The following is a 23438-nucleotide window of genomic DNA, read 5'->3' as shown; positions in this document are numbered from 1 at the left end:
GATGGCACGCCTGTTGCGTTGGGCGGCTGCCTGTTGCTTTGAGGGTTGCGTTGGCGGTGGGGTCCCGTCACGAGCCGAACCAAGAGCGGGCCACACCTGGAGATGGGTGTCAAACCGCCGAAAAGCGTGGCGGTTTGACACCCATCTCCAGGTGCAGCAAGTGCTGTGGTGCGACTCGTGACGGGACCCCACCGCCGGGCCCGCTCGGTAGGACGGCTCGCCTTCGGCTTCGCGGGCGATCGGGCGGTCGCCATGACGCGCGCCTGGACTGCTTGCCCCCACCCTTCGCGCTTCTCCGTCTCGTCTTGCCCGCCTTCCCTTCGGCTTCGCGGCGGTCAGGCGTTGCCTTCGGCTTTGGCGGTCAGGCGTTGCTCTCGCCTTCGCTCTCGCGGGAGTGTCAGACCTGCTCTGTACGTTGGGTCGCGGGGGACGCTGAATCCAAGGGGACCCCCGCCTTGGCCTGCCGTGTCAGCGGTTGGCGATGCCGTCCAGGCGGAGTGTTGTCGACTCGTCTCGGTGGCTGCCGTTGGTGCCCACGTGCTTCTCGCTGATCTGCGCACCGTTCTTCAGCACGTGGTAGAGCGCCATGCCGTGGCCTCGGCCCAGGTCGTAGTCGGTCTTCAGCCACTCCAGGAACACGCCTGCCTTGGTGGTTCCGTCGTATCCGCGTCCCGCCGCCTCCGTCAGCAGGTCTGCCGGGGTCTTGCCGGTCTTCTTCTCCGCGCCGTCGAGGTAGGCCTGGAAGGACATCGTGGTCTCCGTTCGTCTGTGAACAGAGCGAGGACAACTCAGGCTGTCTTGACAAGAAAATTTGTCGGTGAGACCTGCTTGCGGGTGGAGGGAGGGGTGTTCGGTTAGCGGCGGCGGGCTCTGGCCAGGGCTCGGGCTCGGATCACGAGGTCGTCCACCAGGTGTTCGTCCACCAGGGGTGGGATGCCGCTTTCGTCGGTGCAGCAGCGGGGTTTGGTTCGCTTTTCCGAGAGGCGTGGTCTGACGCCGGCCATCTCGTAGAGGGCCTCGTAGAGGTCCAGGCCCGGGTCGTCGTCGTGTGGGCCCACCAGGAGCACCCACACGACTTCGGGGGAGGGGAAGGCGACTACTACTCGGTCGGGGCCTCGTAGGTGCTTCACGCACAGGCGTGGGAGTGGTTCTGGGCCCGTCACTCGGTAGCCCAGGGCGGCGCAGCCTGAGTGCGCCAGTTCGTCCAGGAAGCGTTCGTAGGCCACGCGGGCTCTGCCGCGCAGGCCGTTGGCCTGGGCGTGTGCGGTGGGGGTTTCCACTACCTCGATCAAACCGGGCGGACCACGCGTCCTCTGCCGCTGCGCATCTCGTCCAGGGAGTTGGCGAGGTCCTGGCGGTCCAGCAGTGACTGGTCGCTGAGGCGGCGGTGGACTTCGTCGATCAGGCCGCGGGTCTTGCCTGCGCGGCGGAGGTCGGAGACGAGGTGGAGGACCTCGTGCAGGCGCACGGTGTCCAGCAGCATGCGCGGTTCTTGGCTGTGGATGGCCAGTACGCCTTCTCGGGCCCAGGCCTTCACCGTCTTCTCGGTGAGGTCGAGGAGTTCACCTGCCACCACGGGACGTACGGGTGGGGCCTGGCGGAGGGTTTTGGCTACGACGCCGTCCAGGCGGTGGCGGCGTTCGTCGTCTTCTGACAGGGATGACGCGACGGCTTCGAGTTCCTCGATCGTGTCGAAGAGGTCGCGGATGTGGGCGGCCTCGGTCGCGACAGACATGGCTACTCCTCCCGTTGACTACCGATTATCCACCTATTTCTCGGTAGTCGTCAACGGCCCCGGACCAGAGATCCGGGGCCGTCGCGCACTCAGGAGGAGAAGAAGAGGCCGCCGAGGCCGCGGTGCTTGCGGTGGCCGTAGCCGTAGCCGGCGTGACCGCCGTGGTGGTGGTGGACCTGCTGCGGCGCGGCGCCCCAGGCGGGCTGAGCCGGCTGCGGGTAGGCGGCGGGCGGCGGCGCGACGGGAGGCGGCGGGGCCTGCATCTGGGCCTCGAGGCGCGTGATCGACTCGAGCTCGCCGTAGTCCAGGAAGACTCCGCGGCAGCCGTCGCACTGCTCGATGTGAACGCCCATGCGGTCGAACGTGCGCATGTTCGCATGACACTTGGGACACTGCATCGTGGTGAGCCTCCTGCGGTGGGACCGGACAAAAACGATATTAGCCGCGGTCACTGCTCTCGTGCGTCGCGACGATCCGACGACAGGCTTCAACCAGCGGTTCCACTGCCTGCAACCCGGACACGAGTGCCCGCGCTGCCATCTGCACAACGTACGCCTGAGCCGGGATGTTGAGTGCTTCCCATTCCATTGTCGGCAGAGCCACACCACCCGTTTCACGGTAGGTGTTCAGGAACCGCGCCCACAGGTCGGCGGGCAACACCCCCGCGGCGAACAAAGCCGCAGGTCGGGCCAGGTCCCACACCGGATCGCCGACCCCGAGATCGTCCACGTCGATGAGCCGCCAGGCCCCCCTGTGCACAAGCTGTCCGAGGTGCCAATCACCGTGGATCAACGCACGGCCGTGCGTGTCCAACGGCGGCAGGACTTCGAACGCGCGCAACACCACATCGGCATGCGGCAACTCCGGCGGCAGCGCCTGAATGGCCCGAACAATCCGTTCCGGTGTTCCGGCCGCGGGCCCTTGCGCGGGCAACTCGTGCAACTTCGCCAGCAGTGCCGCGCTCTCCTCCCACGGCGCCGCGTCGGGATCGTCCTGACTCACCGGCGTCCCGTACGGCCACACCGTGATCGGCCGGTCGTCCACGAACTGCAACGGCTTCAACGGCGGCAGCAACAACTCCGGATGCGCCGCCGCGATCTCCAGCCGTTGCCGCAACGCCTCGACGTCGGTGTCCGCGGGCAGAGCCTTGGCCACCACGTCGCCCACGCGCACGACGACGACGTCGCCGCGGTCGCCGCCGAGCACCTCGGGGGTGGCGGAGGAGCCGGTCAGCGAGCCCATCGCCGCGATCAGGTCGTCCACGCGCTCAAGTGAATCACTGGGCTGCGGACGGTTGACGCAGTGCGTCGGTGTAGCTGTACATGAAGCCGATCAGGTAGGTCGCCGCGTCGCCGGGGGAGTCGAACTCCGCGTAGAAGCGCCGATCACCGTCATACAGCCAGAACACGACATAGGTGTCCTCTTCGCGCACGAGGCACAGGGCGTTCTCGACGGCCGTGCCCAGCGAATAGCTGCGCTTGTCGAGGGCCAGGAACTCGGCGATGCCGTGCACGGCCTGGGCCGCCGTCTCGAACTCGGCCGCGAGCGCGGGTTCGAGCTCCGGCGCGTCCGTCGCCACCGCCAGTGCGCGTGCTCGCACAGGTGACGTCAACCGTCGTGGCAGCTGGTATCCCCGTTCGCGGATGTGCGCGAGGAACGACTGGTCCGGGGCGACGTCGTACTTCTCCAGGTAGTACGCCACCGTGCTGGGCCAGACCCAGCGGCCGTCCGTGTGGAAGGCCATCGGCACTTCCCGCGCACGCTCGGGGTCCATCCAGTCGCGGACGAGGCCGCGCGACGCCAGCACCACGGTTGCGTTGGTCAGGTAGTCCAGCAACGCCTTCTTCTCACCGGGCACGACCGGCGAGCGGAACAGCACGGGCTTCTCGGCCTCGTCCATCCCGTCGAACACGCGCACGAGATGGGTCTCCCTGTTGCCGCGGGCAGGCGACTCGGCGAACACCGACTTCGGCGGCCCTGCCAGCGTGAGCGTGCTGAGCGCCGCGGCCATCCACTCCGGCGTGGCCTGGGGCATCCGCGGGAAGCGGAGCAACTCGGTGCGCAGCAACTGGTCCGCGAGATCCATCGGGCCCCGGTCGAAGTAGACGGCCCAGCGCGGTTCGGCACGCGTGCTGAACTTCAGCTTCGGCCGTTCGCCCCTGGTGACCTCGTAGTGCGCCGTCGTCCAGGCGCCGAACGGGTAGGCGTAGTTCGCTGCCCGCAGCCGCTGGAACCACTGGCCGGCCATGACGGGCGCGAACCAGTGGCGCTCGTGACCGTCCGCACCGCGGAAGGACGCGGTCAGCTCCTGCCACGGTCCCAGCGCGTGGCACTCCACGACGATCGTCTGCCAGCCACCGGGACAGTGCCGGGTGAGCAGAGCGGTGATCTCGTCCACCAGCGCGTCTGCCTGGGCGGGCTTCTGGTCGGAGCCAGGAATCACCAAGTACGGCGGTGCCGCGTCGGTCACGTCGAGGGACGGGTAGAGGTTGAAGCGCATCTGCGCCAGCCGTTCGAACTCCCCGCGGGACCTGGTGACGAACTCCGGCGGCTTGCCGGTTTTGAGCAGTGCCACCTCGAGGTCGTCATCACTGACGCTCCGCACCTTGTACAGGGAGCCATCGGTGCCGTGCGCCAACGCGAAGTGGGTGAAGTCCGACTCCACGAGGCTCTGCCCCAGCGGCTCAGGAGTGCCTGAGCCGTCGTCGAACACGGCGTGCGTCGCGATCCGGTGATCGACCTTGCGGTGGGTGGTGGGCAGCAACCTGTTGTTCCACACCACGAAGTCACCCACGCCGAGCTCGGGCTCGGCCGCGGGCTTGGCGGCCGCGACGAGGTCGGCCGCGGGGATCGTCACCGAGGCCACGGCCGGGACGCCGGGGTTGAGCCGGAGCAGAACCCCTTCGAGACCGCCCAGATCGCTGCCACGCGCCCGTTGCCAGCGCGACCAGTTGCCGGGCAGTCGTGCCTCGGAGGTGAAGACGTGCAGGACCTGGTCGTCGCCCTCCCTGGCGATGGCGAAGTGTCCTGGGTTCTCCTCGCGGTCGACGGTGAAGACCTCCGCCTCCAGCAACGCGAGCACCACGTCGGCGTCCGGGCCGTAGCCGGTGGAGGCCAGCTCGATCGCCCGCTCCAGCGCGTTCTCCGGCAGGGAGAGCTCGAGCGCACGAGGGCTCGGCCGGTACTCGGCGTTCGGGATGAACTCACCGATCTCGCCGCGTTCGTCCACCGGGAAGGCACCCCTGATCGCGAACGGCGGCACCGCTCCGTCGGGGTCGAACATCGGGTCGATCGCGTACAGGTGGACGCCGGGGCTCTGCTTGGCGGTCGCCCGCATCTTGTCGGTGATCTCGGGCGTGCCGAGTGCGTTGCCAGGCTGCGTCATGACGTGGTCCCCAGTGCATCAGTGGTGTGCGGCTCGTAGTGCGGGTTGGTGAAGGACTGCCTCGTGGGAACCCACTGCGTGCCGTCCCACTTCACCTCGATGGCCTCCTTGACGAAACGCCGGTCGATGCCGCCCAGGAAGCCGACCTCCGCCTCCTGGTCGACCGACAGCAGCAGGTCCCGGTGGCCTTCTCTCTCCAGGGTGGCGAGCACGTCCAGGCCGCCCGGTGCGTCGATCACGTAGTTGTACGCGACGTCTCCGATCTGGGGCGCCTGGCTGCCGCCGAACTGCTTGCTCGTGTACCAACTGGAGTCGCGGGTCACCGACACCATGCGGCCCGAGTTCGACGTGACCTGCTCGCGGGTCGTGCCACCCTGCTTGTGCTCGCTGACGTGAAAGCCCTCGCCGAAGACCGTCGTCGGATGCCTGTTGTCGAACCGGTAGAGCTCTTCGCTGCTGATCCGCCAGGCCGCCTTGTCGCTGATGTCCTCGAAGTGCAGCGCGGCGCCATCGGGCGCGGCCTGCGCCCCGTGGGCCCGTGCGTCGTCCGAGTGCGGGTCGGCGTAGTCCGTCGCGCCCTTGGCGATCGCGTCCTCACGCAGTTCGTGGGCCTTCTGGGCCCACTCGCGGCGAACGTCGGGTGGCGGCTCGAAGCCGTCCAGGCGCGACCGGATGCCGAGTTGGTCCTCATCCGCGGCGTAGGGCGACGGCGGCAGCTCTGGCTTCGGTTCGGGGTCGGGCGCAGGTGCCGGCTCGGCCTCGCGGACCGGCTGGGTGTTGCGGGCCGGTTCGGTGTCGGCCACCGAGCCGGGGGTCTCGACCGGGTCCTGGGTGCGTGCGGGCGCGTCCTCGATCCGGCCGGCCCGCTCGGGTGCCTGCTGGACGGGCTGGGCCTGCGGCGGCGTGACGTCGGAACGTGTGCTCGGTATCGGGCTGTCGTCTCCGGGACGGTGCCACTGGACCTCGGAGACGTCGGCAGGCCGAGCAGGACGCCAGTCGTTGCCCGGTGCGGGCGGTTGCCAGTTCGGTCGCTGCTGTCCGGGGTTCGGCGGCAGCGGACGGCTGCTGTGCCGCGGTGGTGGGAGCGGCGGTCGCTGCTGGTTCGGTGGTGGTGGTGGTGGTGGTGGGGAGAACCGCTGCTGGACCGGGCCCGGCTGCGGGAAGCGCTGCGGACCGGGGCCTGGTTGCGGCGGGCGCGGGGGCACCGGGCCCTGCTGGAGGAACCGCGGCGGCATCTGCCCCGGCGGCGGGCCGGCGGGGCGGCGTCCCTGGTTGGGCGGGGGAGGAGGCATGGGTGGTCGCTGGCCGCGGTTCGCCTGAGGTGGTGGCGGGGGTGTCGGCTGCCTGACCTGGTGCGGCGGCGCGACGTGGCTCGCGGGCACGAGCATCGCGTTGCCGAACCTGTCCTGGACCCACACCATCGGCTCACCGCGGCGGTGTGCGCGCACGCCTTCCTCTGGGACGTCGTCGCCCCAGGTGGGCGTGGTGCCCGGTGCGGTGGACCTGTCGTGCTTCGAGCTGGTGCCGTCCGGCCTGAACGTGGCCCAGTCACCGTTGGGCGGCCAGCCGGGTGAGTCGCCACCGCGCTTGTGGTCGTAGTGCGTGGAGCTGGCGAACACGTTGCCCATGTCGTCGACCCACGCGTCCTTCGTGGGCGCCATGACCTCGACACCGAGCTCTTGGCTCAGCTTCACGGCGAAACCGTCCGCCTTCGTGCCCGTCTGGCAGGACAGCAGCCGGATCGGCTGCTTGCCGTCCCAGTCGCCGCTCGACCGGATGATGTCGGCGACGTCCTTCGGAGTCAGCTTGGTGTCGCCGACGCGCACGTTGTCCGCGGACCCGTGCACGTCGACGGTGTAGCGGTGCGGGTCGGGCGCGACCGTCGTCGCGGAGTAGACCGAGCTGTCCCTGCGATTCCACCCCGCACCGGCGTTGTCGTGCAGTGACAGGCCTGCCCTGGTGTGCGCGGTGTGGTTCTGCAGGTGCTTCAGGTGCTCCGGCAGGCTGACCGGCTTCTTCTGCCGCGCCAGCTCCTCGAGTGGGCTGCGCGCCTGCCGTTCGTGTGGCTGGGAGGTCGCGGCGGGTGCCGGCTGGTACTGAGGTGCCGAGCGCTGGTCACGCGGTGGAACGTGCGCCGCGGCCGGCTGCTGGGGTGCCGGGTGGCGCTGTGCGCCGGTCTGGGGCGGCTGTGCGTGTCGAGGGACCGGCTGGTGCGTTGGCTGCGGGGGCTGAGGCCGTTGTGGGACAGGCGCGGCCTGTTGCGGCCGGGGACCCTGGTGGTGCGGGGCCGGGGACTGGTGAGTCGTGGGGAAGCCCTGCTGTGCCGGTCCGTGCCCTGGGGACTGCGGCGCGGGTGTCTCGTTGTGACGGTTCGGCGGCGCGGCGAAGGGCGGCGGCGCGAGCGGGGTGGACGTCGCCGCCTGGTGGATGGCGTCGCCTGCGGGAGACCGGTGCTGTCCGGGCCCGGACAGGCCTGCGGGCATGCCGGGTCCGCTGGCGGGATCCGGGCTCGGGGAGTGCGGCCTGGGGGCACCCGGCAGGTGGGGCGCGTTGTTCGGGCCGCCGAGGGGCGGGCCGCTGTGAACTGGGCCGTGAGGCGCTGGGCCGGCTGCGGCAGGCCCGTGACCAGCCGGAGACGGACCACCCGGCAGAGGCGATGGGGCGTGGCCACCTGAGGGTGGGACCGGGTTGCCGGCGGTCGGCGCGTGACCTCCGCCTGGCACGGGACCGGTGCCGGGTGCGGAAGGGGAGTGGCCCGCGGTCGGTCCGGCGGCGTGGGACGCGTGGCCTCCGCCAGCTGAGGGCGGGGCTTGGCCGCTGCCGGCGGGCAACGAGTTGTGACCACTGCCCGTCGGGGACGGAGTGTGACTCGGCGCCGGCCCGGCCGCGTGCGCGGTGCCGGCGGCACCCGTGGGCGAGGAACCTGCGCTGGGCGAGTGGCTGCCGGTCGCTGCCGGACCGCTGCTGGGCGAGAAGCCTCCGCCGCTCGACGGGGACGGGCCGCCCACGGGCGGGGCGGCCGGCATCGACGTGCGCGGCGCCGGCGGAGCGCTGGAAGGCGCGTTGGACGCTGCTGGAGCCGTGGCCGGTGCCGACTGGCCGGGGGACTGGCCGGAGCCCTGGGGCTGCGGTGAGGGCGCCGGGGTCGTGTCCGGGGCGGCGCGGTGCTGGGGTTGTTCGGTCGTTGGGGCCGCGTAGGACGTGTTCGTGGCGTCGGCGGAACGTCGAGGCGGGGCCTCGGCGTCCGGAGTGGAGGCTGGGGCGGTGGACGGCGGCGCCTGGGGTGCGTCGATGCGCGGAGCGGTGTCCGGGCGGGGCATGTCGCCTGAAGTGGGGCGGGGCATGTCGCCGGCCGTGGGGACGCCGATGTCGGCGTTCATGCCCTCGATGCCGGACTTCGTGCCCGAGACGCTGCCGCTGACGGCGCCCGAGGTGGCGCCGAACAGGACGTTCTCCGCCTTGATGCCCTCCTCGCTCAGCGCGCCCTCCGCCAGGGCGGAGCCGGCGCCGATGATGGCCTCCTCGGCGGCGTTGCGGCCGATGGAACGGCCGATCGAGTCGCCCACGCCGTCGCCCAGGGCCTTGCCCATGCCTGCGCCCACGCCCATGCCCACGACGCCTGAGATCAGGCCCGACTTGGCTGCGTCGAGGGTCATCTTCGTGTCGAGGGTGTCGCGGGTGCCCTTGGCGAGCTGGATGCCCTGGACGGCGAGGTCGGTGGCGACCGAGGTGGCCACCTCGATGCCCACCTGGAGGGCCAGTTTGCCGATGAGGTTGCGGCCTACCTGCTGCATCAGCTTCTGCACGAGCTGGCGGAAGACGATCTGCACGCCCGCGCGGGTGGCCATCTGGGCGGGGACGATGCCCGCGGTCGACGCGCCGAAGGACGCCACCGCGGACGCGATCATCACGGCGATCTGGATGGCCAGGATGACCAGGGCGATGATGATCGAGAGCTTCGCGTACTCGATCTGCATCGCGCAGTTGCGGCAGGCCGTCGACAGCTTCTCGGAGACGTCCTTCATCTTGGGGAGGGTGGCTTCCTCGCCCTTGACGAACTTCTCCCAGTACTTCTTGAACGCCTCCGCCGCTTCACCGTCCATGTTGGACGTCGCCTGCTTGACCGCGTCCTCGGCCTCGCGCATGGCGTCGTCGACGTCGGTGGCGGCCTGCTTCCAGACCTCCGCGAGTCGTTGCAGCGCCGTCTCGTCGCCTTCCGGCCAGCTGTCACCCACCACGATCGGGATGAGCCAGCGGACCTCGGCGGGCATCTCGATGCCCATGTGCAGCAATCCCCCAGACTGCTAGCCGCTGATGCCGCGTGCGTTGAACTGGTCCTGCTGTTCCATCAGGTTCGCGGACTCTTCGAGGTTCTTCCCGATGTCCTGCAACGTCTTCGCGACCTCCGCCATCACCTTGCGGACGCCGTCGGACGCGGGAACGTAGTCGGTGCCGAACTTCTGGCCCGCCTCGTCGCCACCCCAGCACTGGCCTTCCGCGTCGAGGCCGGCGGCGAGCGCGGTGGCCCTGCCGGCCATGTCCGCGCCCGTGCTCATCATCTTCGCCGCCGCCGAGCGCACCCCGGCGGCCTCTATGTACGTGTGGCCGCCCGCGCTCACCAGCGGTTCCCCTTGCCCATGATCGAGTTGCCGCCGAAGTCCTCGTCCTCGTCGGTGGTGACCGCGCGTTGCACCGGGCGGGCTTCCTTGCGCAGCACCGAGGAGCCGAAGTCCTCATCGGACGGAGGGGGCGGCGGGGCGGGCTCGTCGCGCTGCTCGACCCGGAAGATGTCCTTGATCGACGGCGCGCCGGGCACGATGTCCGGCAGGTCGAGCGTGCCCTCTTCCGACGTCAGCGGGGCCATGTGGGCGTTGACCTGCTCGCGCACGTTCTGCGCGGCGCGGCGGGTCACCTGCGTGATCGTCTGCGCCAGCTGCTCGGGTGTGACGCGTTCGAAGGCGCGCGGACCGAGCTCGAGCTTGTCCAGCACACCCGTCGAGTCCACGGTCACCACGACGTTGCCGTCGGGGGAGGACGCCACACCGGACATCGCCGCGATCGCCGCCTGGGCGTCGCGCAGCCCGTCGGTGCGGTCCTTGAGTTCCCGCATCAGGTTGTCGAGAGTGCCGCGCAACTCTGCGTTACGAGTCGCTAGCTGATCGTCATCGAGCACTCCGGCAACTTACCGAAGGTGATCAGGAGGTGTCGGCCGAACGGCTCAGTTGGTGATGCAGATCGTCCTCACCGGCTGCGAGTACGTCTTCGCGTCATCTCCGTTGCACAGCGCACGGTCGGACTGGCCGTCGACGACCTTCGTGACCTTGCGCGTGCCGGTGCCGCACGCCACCCGTTCGAAGTACTGGTTGACGGCCTTGAGGCAGTCGCCCTCCTGCACGTTGAGGACGTAGCAGAGCCGTGTCTTGCCGTTCGTCCTCGATCGTCCCGACGACTCCGTCAGGTAGTCACCGGGCGGGCACATCGTGCGTCGCTCACGCGAAGACACGCGGTACACGGCTTCCTCTGACGAACAGTCCACTTCGGCCATCTCGACGTTCGTGTCGTTGAGGTCGACCTGTTTCGCGCACTCGCCGACGCCTGCCTGCTCCTGCCAGCCGGAGCATCCGGACAGCACCAGCGTCAGCGCGGCGATGACGGCAACGGCTCTCGGGTTGACCTGCACAGTGCGTTCTCCGTCACACGAGTAGCCTGAATCCTGCGGGCATTGTCTACCGAAGGTGCTGGTGCGGTACCCCCGTTTTGACCCAGGTAGACGTGGGCGGGTATCTTTGCTACTCGTGCCCGACCCATGTCGGGCCGCTCCGCGTGCCCGTGAGGCAGCGGTGTCCTCCACTCGCAGTGGCAGTTGAACTGTTGCTTGCGGACCTTGGGAGCGGGCGACACGCCCGACCTCGGGTGCAGAGAGGGATCAAGAAACAAGTGGGCGAACCGCAAGGCGAGCCCGTAAGACGGAAGAAGTAGCCGGCGAATGCCAACGATCCAGCAGCTGGTCCGCAAGGGCCGCCAGGACAAGGTGGCCAAGCAGAAGACGGCGGCCCTCAAGGGCTCGCCGCAGCGGCGCGGTGTGTGCACCCGCGTTTACACCACCACCCCCAAGAAGCCGAACTCCGCACTGCGCAAGGTCGCTCGCGTGAAGCTGACCAGCGGCATCGAGGTCACGGCCTACATCCCCGGTGAGGGTCACAACCTCCAGGAGCACTCGATGGTGCTCGTCCGCGGTGGTCGTGTGAAGGACCTGCCGGGTGTTCGTTACAAGATCATCCGTGGCTCTCTCGACACGCAGGGTGTCAAGAACCGCAAGCAGGCTCGCAGCCGCTACGGCGCGAAGAAGGAGAAGAGCTAATGCCCCGCAAGGGACCGGCCCCGAAGCGGCCGCTTATCTCTGACCCGGTCTACAGCTCGCCCCTCGTGACCCAGCTCATCAACAAGGTGCTGGTCGACGGTAAGCGCTCCGTGGCCGAGAAGATCGTTTACGAAGCCCTCGAGGGCGCTCGCGAGAAGACCGGCACCGACCCGGTCGTCACGCTGAAGCGCGCGCTGGACAACGTGAAGCCGTCGCTGGAGGTCAAGAGCCGCCGCGTCGGTGGTGCGACCTACCAGGTGCCGATCGAGGTCAAGCCCGGCCGCTCCACCACGCTGGCGCTGCGCTGGCTGATCACCTTCTCCCGGCAGCGCCGTGAGAAGACCATGGTCGAGCGTCTGATGAACGAGCTGCTCGATGCGAGCAACGGCCTCGGTGCGAGCGTCAAGCGCCGTGAGGACACGCACAAGATGGCCGAGTCCAACAAGGCCTTCGCCCACTACCGCTGGTGATGTGCCGCCCGGCTTCACCAGGAGCCGGGCGCTCCCAGCCCTAGTGAGCCCACAAGCTCAAGACAGGGGAAAGACCCGTGGCACAGGACGTGCTCACTGATCTCTCCATGGTCCGCAACATCGGGATCATGGCGCACATCGACGCGGGCAAGACCACGACGACTGAGCGGATCCTCTTCTACACGGGGATCAGCTACAAGATCGGCGAGGTTCACGACGGCGCGGCCGTGATGGACTGGATGGAGCAGGAGCAGGAGCGCGGCATCACGATCACGTCGGCCGCGACGACCTGCTACTGGAAGAACCACCAGATCAACCTGATCGACACGCCGGGCCACGTCGACTTCACCGTCGAGGTCGAGCGCAACCTGCGCGTCCTCGACGGCGCCGTCGCCGTCTTCGACGGCAAGGAGGGCGTCGAGCCGCAGTCCGAGCAGGTCTGGCGGCAGGCGACCAAGTACGACGTCCCGCGCATCTGCTTCGTCAACAAGATGGACAAGCTCGGCGCGGACTTCTACTTCACGATCAAGACGATCCAGGACCGGCTGGCCGCCAAGCCGCTGCCGCTCCAGATCCCGATCGGTGCCGAGAGCGACTTCATCGGCGTCGTCGACCTGATCGAGATGCGCGCCCTCACGTGGCGCGGCGAAGTCCAGAAGGGCGAGGACTACGCGATCGAGGAGATCCCCGCGGATCTGCTCGAGAAGGCGCAGGAGTTCCGCGAGCAGCTGCTCGAGGCCGTCGCCGAGACCGACGACGACCTGACCGAGAAGTTCTTCGAGCAGGGCGACCTGTCCGTCGAGGAGATCAAGGCCGGCCTCCGCAAGATCGTCGCCGCGGGCACCGCGTACCCGATCCTGTGCGGCTCCGCGTTCAAGAACAAGGGCGTTCAGCCCATGCTCGACGCGGTGATCGACTACCTGCCGTCGCCGCTCGACCTCCCGCCGGTCGAGGGCACGCTGCAGGACGGCGAGACCATCGTGAAGCGCAGCCCGTCCACGGACGAGCCGTTCTCCGCGCTGGCGTTCAAGATCGCCGTGCACCCGTTCTTCGGCAAGCTGACCTACATCCGGGTCTACTCGGGCAAGGTCGCAGCGGGCACCCAGGTCGTCAACGCGACCAAGGACCGCAAGGAGCGCATCGGGAAGATCTTCCAGATGCACGCCAACAAGGAGAACCCGGTCACCGAGGCCATCGCGGGCCACATCTACGCCGTGATCGGTCTCAAGGACACCACGACCGGTGAGACCTTGTGCGACCCGCAGCACCCCATCGTGCTCGAGTCGATGACCTTCCCCGAGCCCGTCATCCAGGTGGCCATCGAGCCCAAGACGAAGGCGGACCAGGAGAAGCTCGGCACCGCGATCCAGAAGCTGGCCGAGGAGGACCCGACGTTCCGGGTCAACCTCGACCAGGAGACGGGCCAGACCATCATCGCCGGCATGGGCGAGCTCCACCTGGACATCCTGGTGGACCGCATGCGCCGCGAGTTCAAGGTCGAGGCCAACATCGGCAAGCCTCAGGTGGCGTACCGGGAGACCATCCGCCGTGCGGTGGAGAAGTACTCCTACACCCACAAGAAGCAGACCGGTGGCTCCGGCCAGTTCGCGAAGGTGCTCGTCACCGTCGAGCCGCTGGAGAAGAAGGAAGACGGCGCGCTCTACGAGTTCGTCAACGCCGTCACCGGTGGTCGCATCCCTCGCGAGTACATCCCGTCGGTCGACGCGGGTGCGCAGGACGCGCTGCAGTACGGCGTGCTGGCGGGCTACCCGCTGGTCGGCGTGAAGGTGACGCTGCTCGATGGCGCCTACCACGAGGTCGACTCCTCGGAAATGGCGTTCAAGATCGCTGGTTCGATGGCCCTCAAGGAAGCCGCCCGTCAGGCGTCTCCCGCGATCCTCGAGCCTCTGATGGCCGTCGAGGTCACGACGCCCGAGGAGTACATGGGCGACGTGATCGGCGACCTGAACTCCCGCCGTGGCCAGATCCAGGCCATGGAGGAGCGCAGCGGCGTCCGTGTCGTCAAGGCACTGGTTCCGCTGTCGGAAATGTTCGGGTACGTGGGTGACCTGCGGTCCAAGACCCAGGGTCGTGCCAACTACTCGATGGTGTTCGACTCCTACGCAGAGGTTCCCGCGAACGTCTCGAAGGAGATCATCGCGAAGGCGACCGGGGAGTAATTCCCCACCGGAGCACCGCAGTTCGACCGCGGGCTCTCCGGGGGTCTCTCCCTGGGGTCCGCTACTTTCAGACCCTGACGTGTAAGTCCGGCGGGTGGCCACAGATGCCCGCCGGACCAGCAAAAAAGAAGTCCAGGAGGACAATCCAGTGGCCAAGGCGAAGTTCGAGCGGACGAAGCCGCACGTCAACATCGGCACCATCGGTCACATCGACCATGGCAAGACCACGCTGACCGCGGCGATCTCCAAGGTTCTGCACGACGCGTACCCCGATGTCAACGCCTCGTTCGCGTTCGACCAGATCGACAAGGCGCCGGAAGAGAAGCAGCGCGGCATCACGATCTCGATCGCGCACATCGAGTACCAGACGGAGAACCGTCACTACGCGCACGTTGACTGCCCCGGTCACGCCGACTACATCAAGAACATGATCACGGGTGCGGCGCAGATGGACGGCGCCATCCTCGTGGTCGCGGCGACCGACGGTCCGATGCCGCAGACGAAGGAGCACGTCCTCCTGGCCCGCCAGGTCGGCGTTCCCTACATCGTTGTCGCCCTGAACAAGGCCGACATGGTGGACGACGAGGAGATCCTGGAGCTCGTCGAGCTCGAGGTCCGCGAGCTGCTCTCCGAGTACGAGTTCCCGGGCGACGACCTTCCGGTCGTGCGCGTTTCGGCGCTGAAGGCGCTGGAGGGCGACGAGACCTGGGGCAAGTCCGTTCTCGAGCTCATGGCCGCCGTTGACACGGCGATCCCGGAGCCGGAGCGCGACACCGAGAAGCCGTTCCTCATGCCCGTCGAGGACGTCTTCACGATCACCGGCCGCGGCACCGTGGTGACCGGTCGTATCGAGCGCGGCATCATCAACGTCAACTCCGAGATCGAGATCGTCGGAATCAAGGAGACGTCGAAGAAGACGACCGTCACCTCGATCGAGATGTTCAAGAAGTTCCTCGACGAGGGCCGCGCGGGCGACAACGCCGCGCTGCTGCTCCGCGGCATCAAGCGCGAGGAGGTGGAGCGCGGCATGGTCATCGTCAAGCCGGGCACCACGACCCCGCACACCGAGTTCACCGCGCAGGTCTACATCCTGTCGAAGGACGAGGGTGGCCGCCACACGCCGTTCTTCAACAACTACCGTCCCCAGTTCTACTTCCGGACGACGGACGTGACCGGCGTTGTGACGCTGCCCGAGGGCACCGAGATGGTCATGCCGGGTGACACCACCGGTATGGACGTCAAGCTCATCCAGCCGATCGCCATGGACGAGGGCCTCCGCTTCGCGATTCGCGAGGGTGGCCGCACCGTCGGCGCCGGCTCGGTCACCAAGATCATCAAGTGACCTAGCTCCACCAGTTCGGCGTGAAGCCGGGCCGACGATCTTCGTTGGCCCGGCTTTCGTCGTTCAGCAGTAAATTGTGCGACAGCTCACGTGGAACTGTCGCCGACGCGCGGGTGAAGAGCCGTCGCCGGGATTCTGTTGCCGGACAATGGAACCGGCGCGCCCGTCGCTCCACATGCGACGGACGCAGGCGGCTCACCGGGCAAGATCCGCACGTGATCTGGGTCCAAGTCACCCACCCCGATTTGGATCGCCTCGCTTCCGTGTGGCATCCTTTACGGGTTGCTCGATGAAGGCTGGACGCGCGTCCTGCGTGTGTCCGCGTTTTCGATTGAGCGTCCGCGCCCTGTTAGTGAACGCCTCCTTGCGGAGATGGGCATCAGGGTGCATGGGCTGTGGTAGGCCCAATCCCACCGGGGAGACCTTGAGTGGGACCGGTATGCGCACCGGGCGCGACACGCCCGACCGCGTGGACCGGGCACCATGACACTTCAACAGGGGCGGAGCGCGCCAAGAGGCTGTAAAAGGCCTCATCCGAGGCACCGCACCGCAGCGGTTACGAGAAGCAGAGGAACGGCAAGCCATTATGGCGGGACAAAAGATCCGCATCCGGCTCAAGGCCTACGACCACGAGGCGATCGACGCGTCTGCGCGCAAGATCGTTGAGACCGTGACGCGCACCGGCGCTCGGGTTGTCGGGCCCGTGCCGCTGCCCACTGAGAAGAACGTGTACTGCGTCATCCGCTCGCCGCACAAGTACAAGGACTCGCGCGAGCACTTCGAGATGCGCACGCACAAGCGGCTGATCGACATCCTCGACCCGACGCCGAAGACGGTTGACGCGCTCATGCGCATCGACCTGCCGGCCAGCGTCGACGTCAACATCCAGTAAGCGTTGGGCGCGGAGAGTAACGGACCAATGTCTGACAGGCAGATGAAGGGCATCCTGGGCACCAAGCTCGGCATGACTCAGGTCTTCGACGAGAACAACCGGGTTGTCCCGGTGACGGTCGTCAAGGCTGAGCCCAATGTCGTGACCCAGGTACGCACCGAAGAGAAGGACGGCTACACCGCCGTCCAGCTGGCGGCCGGCGCGATTGACCCGCGCAAGGTCAACAAGCCCGTTGCTGGGCACTTCGCCAAGGCCGGGGTCACGCCCCGTCGCCACCTGGCGGAGCTGCGCACGGCGGACGCCAGCGAGTACACGGTCGGCCAGGAGATCACCGCTGAGGTGTTCGAGGCCGGCGCTGTTGTCGACATCACCGGCACCAGCAAGGGCAAGGGCACCGCAGGTGTCATGAAGCGCCACAACTTCAAGGGCCTCGGCTCCAGCCACGGCACCCAGCGCAAGCACCGCTCGCCGGGTTCCATCGGTGGCTGTGCCACGCCTGGTCGCGTCTTCAAGGGTCTGCGCATGGCTGGCCGCATGGGCCACGAGCGTGTGACGACCCAGAACCTGAAGGTGCACAAGATCGACGCCGAGAACGGCCTGCTGCTCATCAAGGGCGCTGTTCCCGGCCCCAAGGGTGGTCTGGTGTTCGTCCGGACTGCCGCGAAGGGCGGTGCCTGATGTCGACGGTTGAGATCCGCACCCCGGATGGCAAGACGGCCGGCTCGGTCGAGCTGCCTGCCTCCGTTTTCGACGCGCAGGCGAACGTCGCTCTGCTGCACCAGGTCGTCGTGGCCCAGCAGGCCGCGGCTCGCCAGGGCACGCACTCGACGAAGACCCGCGGCGAGGTTCGTGGTGGCGGCAAGAAGCCGTACCGCCAGAAGGGCACCGGTCGTGCCCGCCAGGGTTCGACGCGTGCGCCGCAGTTCGCCGGCGGTGGCGTCGTCCACGGCCCGCAGCCGCGCGACTACTCGCAGCGGACGCCCAAGAAGATGAAGGCCGCCGCTCTGCGTGGCGCCCTCTCCGACCGGGCCCGCGCGAACCAGGTGCACGTCGTGTCCGGCCTGGTGGACGGGGACACCCCGTCGACCAAGACCGCGCGCAAGGTCCTGGAGTCGGTCACCCAGGCTCGTCGCGTTCTCGTGGTGCTCAACCGCACCGACGAGGTCGCGTGGGTCAGCGTGCGCAACCTGCAGCACGTGCACGTGATCGCGCCCGACCAGCTCAACACCTACGACGTGCTCGTCAATGACGACGTGGTGTTCACCAAGGACTCGCTCGACGTGTTCCTCGCCAGCAAGGCCCAGCAGGGTTCTGGCTCGGCTGAGGCCACGGCGACCGTGGTGGACGAGGAGGCCTCGAAGTGATCCCCGACCACAGGGACATCTTGCTTGCTCCCGTGATCTCCGAGAAGTCCTACGGGCTGCTCGAGGAGAACAAGTACACCTTCTTGGTGGCGCCGGGTTCGAACAAGACCCAGATCAAGATTGCCGTGGAGAAGGTCTTCGGCGTCAAGGTCGTCAGCGTCAACACCATCAACCGCCAGGGCAAGCGCAAGCGGACCAAGAGCGGTTTCGGCAAGCGCAAGGACACGAAGCGCGCGATCGTCACGTTGTCGGCTGACAGCAAGGCGATCGAGATCTTCGGCGGCCCTGCCGCCTGATGACGAGGACTGCGTAGAGATGGGCATTCGCAAGTACAAGCCGACGACGCCTGGTCGTCGCGGTGCGAGCGTCTCCGACTTCGCCGAGATCACTCGGTCGACGCCGGAGAAGTCGCTGATCCGCCCGCTGCACAAGCTGGGTGGGCGCAACGCGTCGGGCAAGATCACCACGCGTCACAAGGGCGGCGGTCACAAGCGGGCATACCGCCTGATCGACTTCCGTCGCAACGACAAGGACGGCGTGCCGGCCAAGGTCGCTCACATCGAGTACGACCCGAACCGCACCGCGCGCATCGCGCTGCTGCACTACGCAGACGGCGAGAAGCGCTACATCATCGCCCCGGAGAAGCTCAAGCAGGGTGACACGGTTGAGAACGGCCCCAAGGCCGACATCAAGCCGGGTAACAACCTGCCGCTGCGCAACATCCCGGTCGGTTCCGTGATCCACGCGATCGAGCTCCGCCCCGGTGGCGGCGCGAAGATGGCTCGCTCGGCTGGTGCCTCGGTCCAGCTCGTGGCGAAGGACGGTCCGTACGCCCAGCTGCGGTTGCCCTCGGGCGAAATCCGCAACGTGGACGTGCGCTGCCGCGCCACGCTCGGCGAGGTCGGCAACAAGGACCACCAGAACATCAACTGGGGCAAGGCCGGCCGCATGCGGTGGAAGGGCAAGAAGCCCACCGTCCGTGGTGTCGCCATGAACCCGGTTGACCACCCGCATGGTGGTGGTGAGGGTAAGACCTCCGGTGGTCGCCACCCGGTGAACCCGGCTGGTAAGCCCGAGGGTCGCACCCGCCGCCGTAAGCCAAGCGACAAGCTCATCGTCCGGCGTCGTCGCACCGGTAAGAAGCGCTGAGCAGGGAGGGAGTGAAGGATGCCTCGCAGCCTTAAGAAGGGTCCCTTCGTCGACGACCACCTGCTCAAGAAGGTGGACGTTCAGAACGAAGCGGGCAAGAAGACCGTCATCAAGACGTGGTCCCGCCGGTCCACGATCATCCCGGACATGCTCGGCCACACCATCGCGGTGCACGACGGTCGCAAGCACGTCCCGGTGTTCGTGACCGAGGCGATGGTCGGGCACAAGCTGGGCGAGTTCGCCCCGACCCGCACCTTCAAGGGCCACATCAAGGACGACCGGAAGTCTCGTCGCCGCTAGGCGCCGAACTGAGAAGAGCAAGGGAAAAGCAGCGATGAACGCCCGTAAGGACGCTGAGGCGCAGGAGTTTCCGCGCGCCGTGGCTCGGGCTCGCTACGTCCGCGACACCCCCATGAAGGTCCGTCGCGTCGTCGAGCTCATCAAGGGTCGTAACGCAAGCGAGGCCCTGGCCGTGCTCCAGTTCGCGCCCCAGGCCGCTTCTGAGCCGGTCGCGAAGGTGCTCGCCAGCGCCATGGCCAATGCCGAGAACAACATGTCCCTGGACCCCTCGACCCTCTGGGTTGCGGTGGCCTACGTGGACGAGGGTCCGACCCTCAAGCGTTTCCGCCCGCGTGCCCAGGGCCGCGCGTACCGGATCCGCAAGCGGACGAGCCACATCACCATCGAGGTGGAGTCTCGTCCCAAGAAGACCAGCGCGAAGGGAACGCGGTAGTGGGCCAGAAGATCAACCCGCACGGCTTCCGGCTGGGGATCACCACCGACTGGAAGTCCCGCTGGTACGCAGACAAGCAGTACGCCGAGTACGTGGCGGAGGACGTCAAGATCCGCCGCCTGCTCAGCAAGGGCATGGAGCGTGCCGGCATCTCCAAGGTGGAGATCGAACGGACCCGTGACCGGGTGCGCGTCGACATCCACACCGCCCGGCCGGGCATCGTCATCGGCCGTCGTGGTGCCGAGGCGGACCGTATCCGCGGTGAGCTGGAGAAGCTCACCAAGAAGCAGGTCCAGCTGAACATCCTCGAGGTCAAGAGCCCCGAGTCGGACGCGCAGCTCGTGGCACAGGGTGTCGCCGAGCAGCTGTCCAACCGCGTCGCCTTCCGGCGCGCGATGCGCAAGGCCATTCAGTCGGCCATGCGTTCGCCGCAGGTCAAGGGCATCCGCGTGCAGTGCGGCGGTCGCCTCGGCGGCGCCGAGATGTCCCGCTCGGAGCACTACCGCGACGGCCGCGTGCCGCTGCACACGCTCCGCGCCAACATCGACTACGGCTTCTTCGAGGCCCGCACCACGTTCGGCCGTATCGGCGTGAAGGTGTGGATCTACAAGGGCGACATCGTCGGTGGCATCTCGGCCAAGCGCGCGCTCGACGCGGCCCCGGCTCAGGCCGACCGCGCCCCGCGCCGCGACCGTGGCGAGCGTCCGAACCGGGCCCGTCGCTCGGGTGCCAGCGGCACCACCGCGACGAGCACCGAGGCCGGCCGTGCCGCAGCTGACGCTTCGGCGTCGGCCGAGGCCCCGGCTGCTGCAGAGAAGACGGAGAGCTGAGTAATGCTCATCCCTCGTAGGGTCAAGCACCGCAAGCAGCACCACCCCAAGCGGTCGGGCGCTGCCAAGGGCGGCACGAAGGTCACCTTCGGTGAGTACGGCATCCAGGCTCTCGAGCCCGCCTACGTCACCAACAGGCAGATCGAGTCCGCTCGTATCGCCATCACGCGACACATCCGTCGTGGCGGCAAGGTCTGGATCAACATCTTCCCGGACCGTCCGCTGACGAAGAAGCCGGCCGAGACCCGCATGGGTTCCGGTAAGGGTTCGCCGGAGTGGTGGGTGGCCAACGTCAAACCGGGTCGCGTCCTCTTCGAGATGGCCTTCCCGAACGAGCAGGTGGCTCGCGAGGCTCTTCGCCGGGCGATCCACAAGCTCCCGATGAAGTGCCGCATCGTTACGCGTGAGGGTGGTGAGTTCTGATGGCAGCGGGTACCACCGCTTCCGAGCTGCGTGAGCTCACCGAGGAAGAGCTCGTGCTGCGTCTGAAGGAATCGAAGGAAGAGCTGTTCAACCTTCGTTTCCAGATGGCCACGGGCCAGCTCGACAACAACCGGCGGCTGCGCACGGTCCGGCATGACATCGCCCGGATCTACACCGTGATGCGGGAACGGGAGCTCGGGCTCTCCGTTTCGCCGGATTCCACTGGTGAGGGTGCGGCATGACCGAAAGCAACGAAGTCCAGACCGAGAAGCGCAACGACCGCAAGGTCCGCGAGGGCCTCGTCGTGTCCGACAAGATGGACAAGACGATCGTCGTGGCGCTCGAGGACCGCAAGAAGCACCCGCGTTACTCCAAGATCATGCGCTCCACCACCAAGGTGAAGGTGCACGACGAGGAGAACGCGGCGGGCATCGGCGACCGCGTGCTGCTCATGGAGACCCGGCCTCTGTCGGCGACCAAGCGCTGGCGGCTCGTCGAGATCCTCGAGAAGGCCAAGTAAGTCTTCATCTAGACAGACCGAGCCCGTCGGGTCGGAAATCCGGCGGGCCAGGAATGGTCAAGGAGCAAGTAAGTGATTCAGCAGGAGTCGCGGCTTCGTGTCGCCGACAACACTGGAGCAAAGGAAATCCTTTGCATCCGTGTTCTCGGTGGATCCGGCCGCCGCTACGCGGGCATCGGCGACATCATCGTCGCGACCGTCAAGGACGCGATCCCCGGTGCCGGTGTGAAGAAGGGTGACGTCGTCAAGGCCGTCATCGTCCGCACCGTCAAGGAGCGTCGCCGTCCGGATGGCTCGTACATCCGCTTCGACGAGAACGCCGCCGTGCTCATCAAGAACGACAACGAGCCCCGCGGTACCCGCATCTTCGGCCCGGTCGGCCGTGAGCTGCGCGACAAGAAGTTCATGAAGATCATCTCGCTGGCTCCGGAGGTGCTCTGACCATGAAGGTGAAGAAGGGCGACACGGTCGTCGTTATCGCCGGCAAGGACAAGGGCGCGAAGGGCAAGGTCATCCAGGCCTACCCGGAGAACGGCAAGGTCCTGGTCGAGGGCGTCAACCGGATCAAGAAGCACACCAAGATCACGCAGACCCAGCGGGGCGCGCAGTCTGGTGGCATCGTGACCCAGGAGGCCCCGATCAACGTCTCCAACGTGATGGTGGTCGACGCGGACGGCAAGCCGACCCGTGTTGGTTACCGGACGAACGACGAGGGCAAGCGGGTCCGCATTTCCCGTCGTAACGGGAAGGACATCTGATCATGACCACCGCAGAGAAGATCATCCCGCGGCTCAAGACGCGTTACCGCGCCGAGATCGCCGGCGAGCTGCACAAGCAGTTCAACTTCGACAACGTGATGCAGATCCCGCGCGTTGTGAAGGTCGTCGTCAACATGGGCGTCGGCGACGCCGCCCGTGACGGCAAGCTGATCGAGGGTGCCGTCAAGGACCTCTCGATCATCACCGGCCAGCGTCCCGAGGTTCGTCGGGCCCGCAAGTCCATCGCGCAGTTCAAGCTGCGTGAGGGCATGCCGATCGGTGCGCGCGTCACGCTGCGCGGCGACCGCATGTGGGAGTTCCTCGACCGTCTGCTGACGATCGCGCTGCCCCGTATCCGCGACTTCCGCGGCCTCTCGGGCAAGCAGTTCGACGGCAACGGCAACTACACGTTCGGTCTGAACGAGCAGTCGATGTTCCACGAGATCGACCCGGACGCTATCGACCGGCCTCGCGGCATGGACATCACCGTCGTCACCACCGCCACGAACGACGAGGAGGGCCGGGCGCTGCTGAAGCACCTGGGCTTCCCGTTCAAGGAGAACTGAGTCGATGGCCAAGAAGGCGTTGATCAACAAGGCCGCGAAGAAGCCGAAGTTCAAGGTCCGGGGTTACACCCGGTGCCAGCGTTGCGGCCGTCCCCACGCGGTGTTCCGCAAGTTCGGCCTTTGCCGGATCTGCCTGCGCGAGATGGCTCACCGCGGTGAGCTGCCTGGCGTGAGCAAGTCCAGCTGGTAATTCAAAGCTCCATTACTTCGCTGTAGGCCCGCACACGACCGTCCTGTCCCTCCCGCTCCAGGGAATTCTCTCTGGGGCGGAGGGCAGGTCTGGACCCTGAGCCGGTGAACCGCAGCGAGAAAGGTTGACCAGGTCACCATGACGATGACCGATCCCATCGCAGACATGCTCACTCGTCTGCGGAACGCGAACTCGGCTTACCACGACAAGGTCGTGATGCCGCACTCCAAGATCAAGGCGAACATCGCCGAGATCCTCAAGCGCGAGGGCTACATCGCCTCGTACCGCGACGAGGACGGCGAGGTGGCCAAGAACTTGGTCGTCGAGCTGAAGTACGGCCCGAACCGTGAGCGCAGCATCGCCGGCCTCCGCCGCGTGTCCAAGCCCGGTCTGCGCGTGTACGCGAAGTCCACTGGCCTGCCCCGAGTTCTCGGTGGCCTCGGCGTGGCGATCATTTCGACCTCTGGCGGTCTCATGACCGACCGTCAGGCCAACAAGGCAGGCGTGGGCGGAGAAGTCCTCGCCTACGTTTGGTAAGGG

At 67.5% G+C, this 23438-nt stretch carries 30 protein-coding genes; 20 read left to right on the top strand and 10 right to left on the bottom strand.

Features of this window, described 5'->3' with window-relative positions; genetic code table 11:
* Positions 1-468 precede the first annotated feature (468 nt).
* The 10 genes from ACIRG5_RS37535 to ACIRG5_RS37490 all read right to left on the bottom strand — a co-directional run bounded on the left by ACIRG5_RS37535 (position 469) and on the right by ACIRG5_RS37490 (position 10800).
* Positions 469-750 (bottom strand): DUF4287 domain-containing protein, encoded by a 282-nt coding sequence (locus ACIRG5_RS37535; protein ID WP_330272329.1) that lies wholly within the window; start codon positions 748-750, stop codon positions 469-471.
* A 104-nt stretch (positions 751-854) separates the two neighbouring features.
* Positions 855-1280, bottom strand: coding sequence for a hypothetical protein (locus ACIRG5_RS37530; RefSeq protein WP_093591151.1), 426 nt, complete (start codon positions 1278-1280; stop codon positions 855-857).
* A gap of 8 nt (positions 1281-1288) precedes the next feature.
* Positions 1289-1735 (bottom strand): hypothetical protein, encoded by a 447-nt coding sequence (locus ACIRG5_RS37525; RefSeq protein ID WP_319976910.1) that lies wholly within the window; start codon positions 1733-1735, stop codon positions 1289-1291.
* Positions 1736-1824: 89 nt separating this feature from the next.
* Positions 1825-2133, bottom strand: a complete 309-nt coding sequence (locus ACIRG5_RS37520; protein WP_319976911.1) for a zf-TFIIB domain-containing protein — start codon at positions 2131-2133, stop codon at positions 1825-1827.
* A 40-nt stretch (positions 2134-2173) separates the two neighbouring features.
* Positions 2174-2998, bottom strand: a complete 825-nt coding sequence (locus ACIRG5_RS37515) for a phosphotransferase family protein (protein WP_402913958.1) — start codon at positions 2996-2998, stop codon at positions 2174-2176.
* 13 nt (positions 2999-3011) lie between these two features.
* Complete coding sequence (locus ACIRG5_RS37510) at positions 3012-5120, bottom strand: type VII secretion system-associated protein (protein ID WP_402913955.1); 2109 nt, start codon at positions 5118-5120, stop codon at positions 3012-3014.
* Positions 5117-9403: a hypothetical protein gene (locus ACIRG5_RS37505; protein ID WP_402913952.1), complete on the bottom strand. Its 4287-nt coding sequence runs from the start codon at positions 9401-9403 to the stop codon at positions 5117-5119. Before ACIRG5_RS37505 ends, ACIRG5_RS37510 begins: the two co-directional genes overlap by 4 nt.
* A gap of 21 nt (positions 9404-9424) precedes the next feature.
* Positions 9425-9739, bottom strand: a complete 315-nt coding sequence (locus tag ACIRG5_RS37500) for a WXG100 family type VII secretion target (protein WP_402913949.1) — start codon at positions 9737-9739, stop codon at positions 9425-9427.
* Positions 9736-10230, bottom strand: coding sequence for a YbaB/EbfC family nucleoid-associated protein (locus tag ACIRG5_RS37495; protein WP_402913946.1), 495 nt, complete (start codon positions 10228-10230; stop codon positions 9736-9738). The genes ACIRG5_RS37500 and ACIRG5_RS37495 overlap by 4 nt, the downstream gene beginning before the upstream one ends.
* Before the next feature lie 108 nt (positions 10231-10338).
* Entirely contained in the window at positions 10339-10800 is a 462-nt protein-coding gene (locus ACIRG5_RS37490) for a hypothetical protein (RefSeq protein WP_402913944.1), read from the bottom strand.
* 306 nt (positions 10801-11106) lie between these two features.
* On the opposite strand from ACIRG5_RS37490, the gene rpsL reads away from it, so the two are divergent.
* The 20 genes from rpsL (at position 11107) to rpsH (ending at position 23435) form a co-directional block, all read left to right on the top strand.
* Positions 11107-11481: a 30S ribosomal protein S12 gene (gene rpsL, locus ACIRG5_RS37485; RefSeq protein WP_030473471.1), complete on the top strand. Its 375-nt coding sequence runs from the start codon at positions 11107-11109 to the stop codon at positions 11479-11481.
* Positions 11481-11951: a 30S ribosomal protein S7 gene (gene rpsG, locus ACIRG5_RS37480; RefSeq protein WP_030478293.1), complete on the top strand. Its 471-nt coding sequence runs from the start codon at positions 11481-11483 to the stop codon at positions 11949-11951. Before rpsL ends, rpsG begins: the two co-directional genes overlap by 1 nt.
* 77 nt (positions 11952-12028) lie before the next feature.
* Positions 12029-14131 carry an elongation factor G gene (gene fusA / locus ACIRG5_RS37475; protein WP_319976915.1) on the top strand — a complete coding sequence of 701 codons (2103 nt, stop codon included), beginning with the start codon at positions 12029-12031 and terminating at the stop codon, positions 14129-14131.
* 148 nt (positions 14132-14279) lie between these two features.
* Complete coding sequence (gene tuf, locus ACIRG5_RS37470) at positions 14280-15473, top strand: elongation factor Tu (protein WP_319976916.1); 1194 nt, start codon at positions 14280-14282, stop codon at positions 15471-15473.
* A gap of 586 nt (positions 15474-16059) precedes the next feature.
* Positions 16060-16365, top strand: coding sequence for a 30S ribosomal protein S10 (gene rpsJ / locus ACIRG5_RS37465; protein ID WP_003938093.1), 306 nt, complete (start codon positions 16060-16062; stop codon positions 16363-16365).
* A gap of 27 nt (positions 16366-16392) precedes the next feature.
* Complete coding sequence (gene rplC / locus ACIRG5_RS37460) at positions 16393-17043, top strand: 50S ribosomal protein L3 (protein ID WP_402913938.1); 651 nt, start codon at positions 16393-16395, stop codon at positions 17041-17043.
* On the top strand, positions 17043-17729 hold the full coding sequence (gene rplD / locus ACIRG5_RS37455; RefSeq protein WP_093591181.1) for a 50S ribosomal protein L4: 687 nt from the start codon (positions 17043-17045) through the stop codon (positions 17727-17729). The genes rplC and rplD overlap by 1 nt, the downstream gene beginning before the upstream one ends.
* Positions 17726-18025, top strand: a complete 300-nt coding sequence (gene rplW, locus ACIRG5_RS37450; protein WP_045309807.1) for a 50S ribosomal protein L23 — start codon at positions 17726-17728, stop codon at positions 18023-18025. Before rplD ends, rplW begins: the two co-directional genes overlap by 4 nt.
* A gap of 19 nt (positions 18026-18044) precedes the next feature.
* Positions 18045-18878: a 50S ribosomal protein L2 gene (rplB, locus tag ACIRG5_RS37445; protein WP_030478299.1), complete on the top strand. Its 834-nt coding sequence runs from the start codon at positions 18045-18047 to the stop codon at positions 18876-18878.
* Between the two features lie 18 nt (positions 18879-18896).
* Positions 18897-19178, top strand: coding sequence for a 30S ribosomal protein S19 (gene rpsS, locus ACIRG5_RS37440; RefSeq protein WP_030478300.1), 282 nt, complete (start codon positions 18897-18899; stop codon positions 19176-19178).
* 34 nt (positions 19179-19212) lie between these two features.
* Complete coding sequence (rplV, locus tag ACIRG5_RS37435; protein ID WP_319976917.1) at positions 19213-19611, top strand: 50S ribosomal protein L22; 399 nt, start codon at positions 19213-19215, stop codon at positions 19609-19611.
* Positions 19611-20441 (top strand): 30S ribosomal protein S3, encoded by an 831-nt coding sequence (rpsC, locus tag ACIRG5_RS37430; protein ID WP_319976918.1) that lies wholly within the window; start codon positions 19611-19613, stop codon positions 20439-20441. Before rplV ends, rpsC begins: the two co-directional genes overlap by 1 nt.
* Positions 20442-20444: 3 nt before the next feature.
* The gene (gene rplP, locus ACIRG5_RS37425; RefSeq protein WP_030473461.1) at positions 20445-20864 is read left to right on the top strand and encodes a 50S ribosomal protein L16; all 420 of its coding nucleotides are present in this window, start codon (positions 20445-20447) and stop codon (positions 20862-20864) included.
* Complete coding sequence (gene rpmC / locus ACIRG5_RS37420) at positions 20864-21106, top strand: 50S ribosomal protein L29 (RefSeq protein WP_089915286.1); 243 nt, start codon at positions 20864-20866, stop codon at positions 21104-21106. Before rplP ends, rpmC begins: the two co-directional genes overlap by 1 nt.
* On the top strand, positions 21103-21384 hold the full coding sequence (gene rpsQ / locus ACIRG5_RS37415; RefSeq protein ID WP_065915974.1) for a 30S ribosomal protein S17: 282 nt from the start codon (positions 21103-21105) through the stop codon (positions 21382-21384). Before rpmC ends, rpsQ begins: the two co-directional genes overlap by 4 nt.
* Positions 21385-21456: 72 nt before the next feature.
* A complete protein-coding gene (rplN, locus tag ACIRG5_RS37410; protein WP_030478306.1) occupies positions 21457-21825 on the top strand; it encodes a 50S ribosomal protein L14 in 369 nt (122 codons plus the stop codon).
* Between the two features lie 2 nt (positions 21826-21827).
* Positions 21828-22142 (top strand): 50S ribosomal protein L24, encoded by a 315-nt coding sequence (gene rplX / locus ACIRG5_RS37405; RefSeq protein WP_360049054.1) that lies wholly within the window; start codon positions 21828-21830, stop codon positions 22140-22142.
* 2 nt (positions 22143-22144) lie between these two features.
* Positions 22145-22708, top strand: coding sequence for a 50S ribosomal protein L5 (rplE, locus tag ACIRG5_RS37400; RefSeq protein ID WP_360049056.1), 564 nt, complete (start codon positions 22145-22147; stop codon positions 22706-22708).
* A gap of 4 nt (positions 22709-22712) precedes the next feature.
* Entirely contained in the window at positions 22713-22898 is a 186-nt protein-coding gene (locus tag ACIRG5_RS37395) for a type Z 30S ribosomal protein S14 (protein WP_030473455.1), read from the top strand.
* Between the two features lie 138 nt (positions 22899-23036).
* Positions 23037-23435 (top strand): 30S ribosomal protein S8, encoded by a 399-nt coding sequence (rpsH, locus tag ACIRG5_RS37390; RefSeq protein ID WP_030478309.1) that lies wholly within the window; start codon positions 23037-23039, stop codon positions 23433-23435.
* Positions 23436-23438: the final 3 nt, after the last annotated feature.

Origin of the sequence: Lentzea sp. NPDC102401 (assembly GCF_044765805.1) — a bacterium.
In the GTDB taxonomy this organism is placed as follows: domain Bacteria; phylum Actinomycetota; class Actinomycetes; order Mycobacteriales; family Pseudonocardiaceae; genus Lentzea; species Lentzea sokolovensis.
Note: the sequence above shows the minus strand (reverse complement) of the source record. Positions and strands in the feature narration are given on the sequence as shown.

What these genes read in the sequence shown, in the direction of transcription:
- ACIRG5_RS37505 (WP_402913952.1), bottom strand. Translation starts at nt 9,403, where the DNA reads ATGGGCATCGAGATGCCCGCCGAGGTCCGCTGGCTCATCCCGATCGTG.
- ACIRG5_RS37520 (WP_319976911.1), bottom strand. Translation starts at nt 2,133, where the DNA reads ATGCAGTGTCCCAAGTGTCATGCGAACATGCGCACGTTCGACCGCATG.
- rplP (WP_030473461.1), top strand. Translation starts at nt 20,445, where the DNA reads ATGCTCATCCCTCGTAGGGTCAAGCACCGCAAGCAGCACCACCCCAAG.
- rpsQ (WP_065915974.1), top strand. Translation starts at nt 21,103, where the DNA reads ATGACCGAAAGCAACGAAGTCCAGACCGAGAAGCGCAACGACCGCAAG.
- ACIRG5_RS37525 (WP_319976910.1), bottom strand. Translation starts at nt 1,735, where the DNA reads ATGTCTGTCGCGACCGAGGCCGCCCACATCCGCGACCTCTTCGACACG.
- ACIRG5_RS37510 (WP_402913955.1), bottom strand. Translation starts at nt 5,120, where the DNA reads ATGACGCAGCCTGGCAACGCACTCGGCACGCCCGAGATCACCGACAAG.
- rplC (WP_402913938.1), top strand. Translation starts at nt 16,393, where the DNA reads ATGTCTGACAGGCAGATGAAGGGCATCCTGGGCACCAAGCTCGGCATG.
- rplE (WP_360049056.1), top strand. Translation starts at nt 22,145, where the DNA reads ATGACCACCGCAGAGAAGATCATCCCGCGGCTCAAGACGCGTTACCGC.
- rpsS (WP_030478300.1), top strand. Translation starts at nt 18,897, where the DNA reads ATGCCTCGCAGCCTTAAGAAGGGTCCCTTCGTCGACGACCACCTGCTC.
- rplB (WP_030478299.1), top strand. Translation starts at nt 18,045, where the DNA reads ATGGGCATTCGCAAGTACAAGCCGACGACGCCTGGTCGTCGCGGTGCG.
- ACIRG5_RS37395 (WP_030473455.1), top strand. Translation starts at nt 22,713, where the DNA reads ATGGCCAAGAAGGCGTTGATCAACAAGGCCGCGAAGAAGCCGAAGTTC.
- rpsG (WP_030478293.1), top strand. Translation starts at nt 11,481, where the DNA reads ATGCCCCGCAAGGGACCGGCCCCGAAGCGGCCGCTTATCTCTGACCCG.
- ACIRG5_RS37495 (WP_402913946.1), bottom strand. Translation starts at nt 10,230, where the DNA reads ATGCGGGAACTCAAGGACCGCACCGACGGGCTGCGCGACGCCCAGGCG.
- rpsH (WP_030478309.1), top strand. Translation starts at nt 23,037, where the DNA reads ATGACGATGACCGATCCCATCGCAGACATGCTCACTCGTCTGCGGAAC.
- rplV (WP_319976917.1), top strand. Translation starts at nt 19,213, where the DNA reads ATGAACGCCCGTAAGGACGCTGAGGCGCAGGAGTTTCCGCGCGCCGTG.
- ACIRG5_RS37535 (WP_330272329.1), bottom strand. Translation starts at nt 750, where the DNA reads ATGTCCTTCCAGGCCTACCTCGACGGCGCGGAGAAGAAGACCGGCAAG.
- rpsL (WP_030473471.1), top strand. Translation starts at nt 11,107, where the DNA reads ATGCCAACGATCCAGCAGCTGGTCCGCAAGGGCCGCCAGGACAAGGTG.
- rplX (WP_360049054.1), top strand. Translation starts at nt 21,828, where the DNA reads ATGAAGGTGAAGAAGGGCGACACGGTCGTCGTTATCGCCGGCAAGGAC.
- rplD (WP_093591181.1), top strand. Translation starts at nt 17,043, where the DNA reads ATGTCGACGGTTGAGATCCGCACCCCGGATGGCAAGACGGCCGGCTCG.
- rpsJ (WP_003938093.1), top strand. Translation starts at nt 16,060, where the DNA reads ATGGCGGGACAAAAGATCCGCATCCGGCTCAAGGCCTACGACCACGAG.
- rpmC (WP_089915286.1), top strand. Translation starts at nt 20,864, where the DNA reads ATGGCAGCGGGTACCACCGCTTCCGAGCTGCGTGAGCTCACCGAGGAA.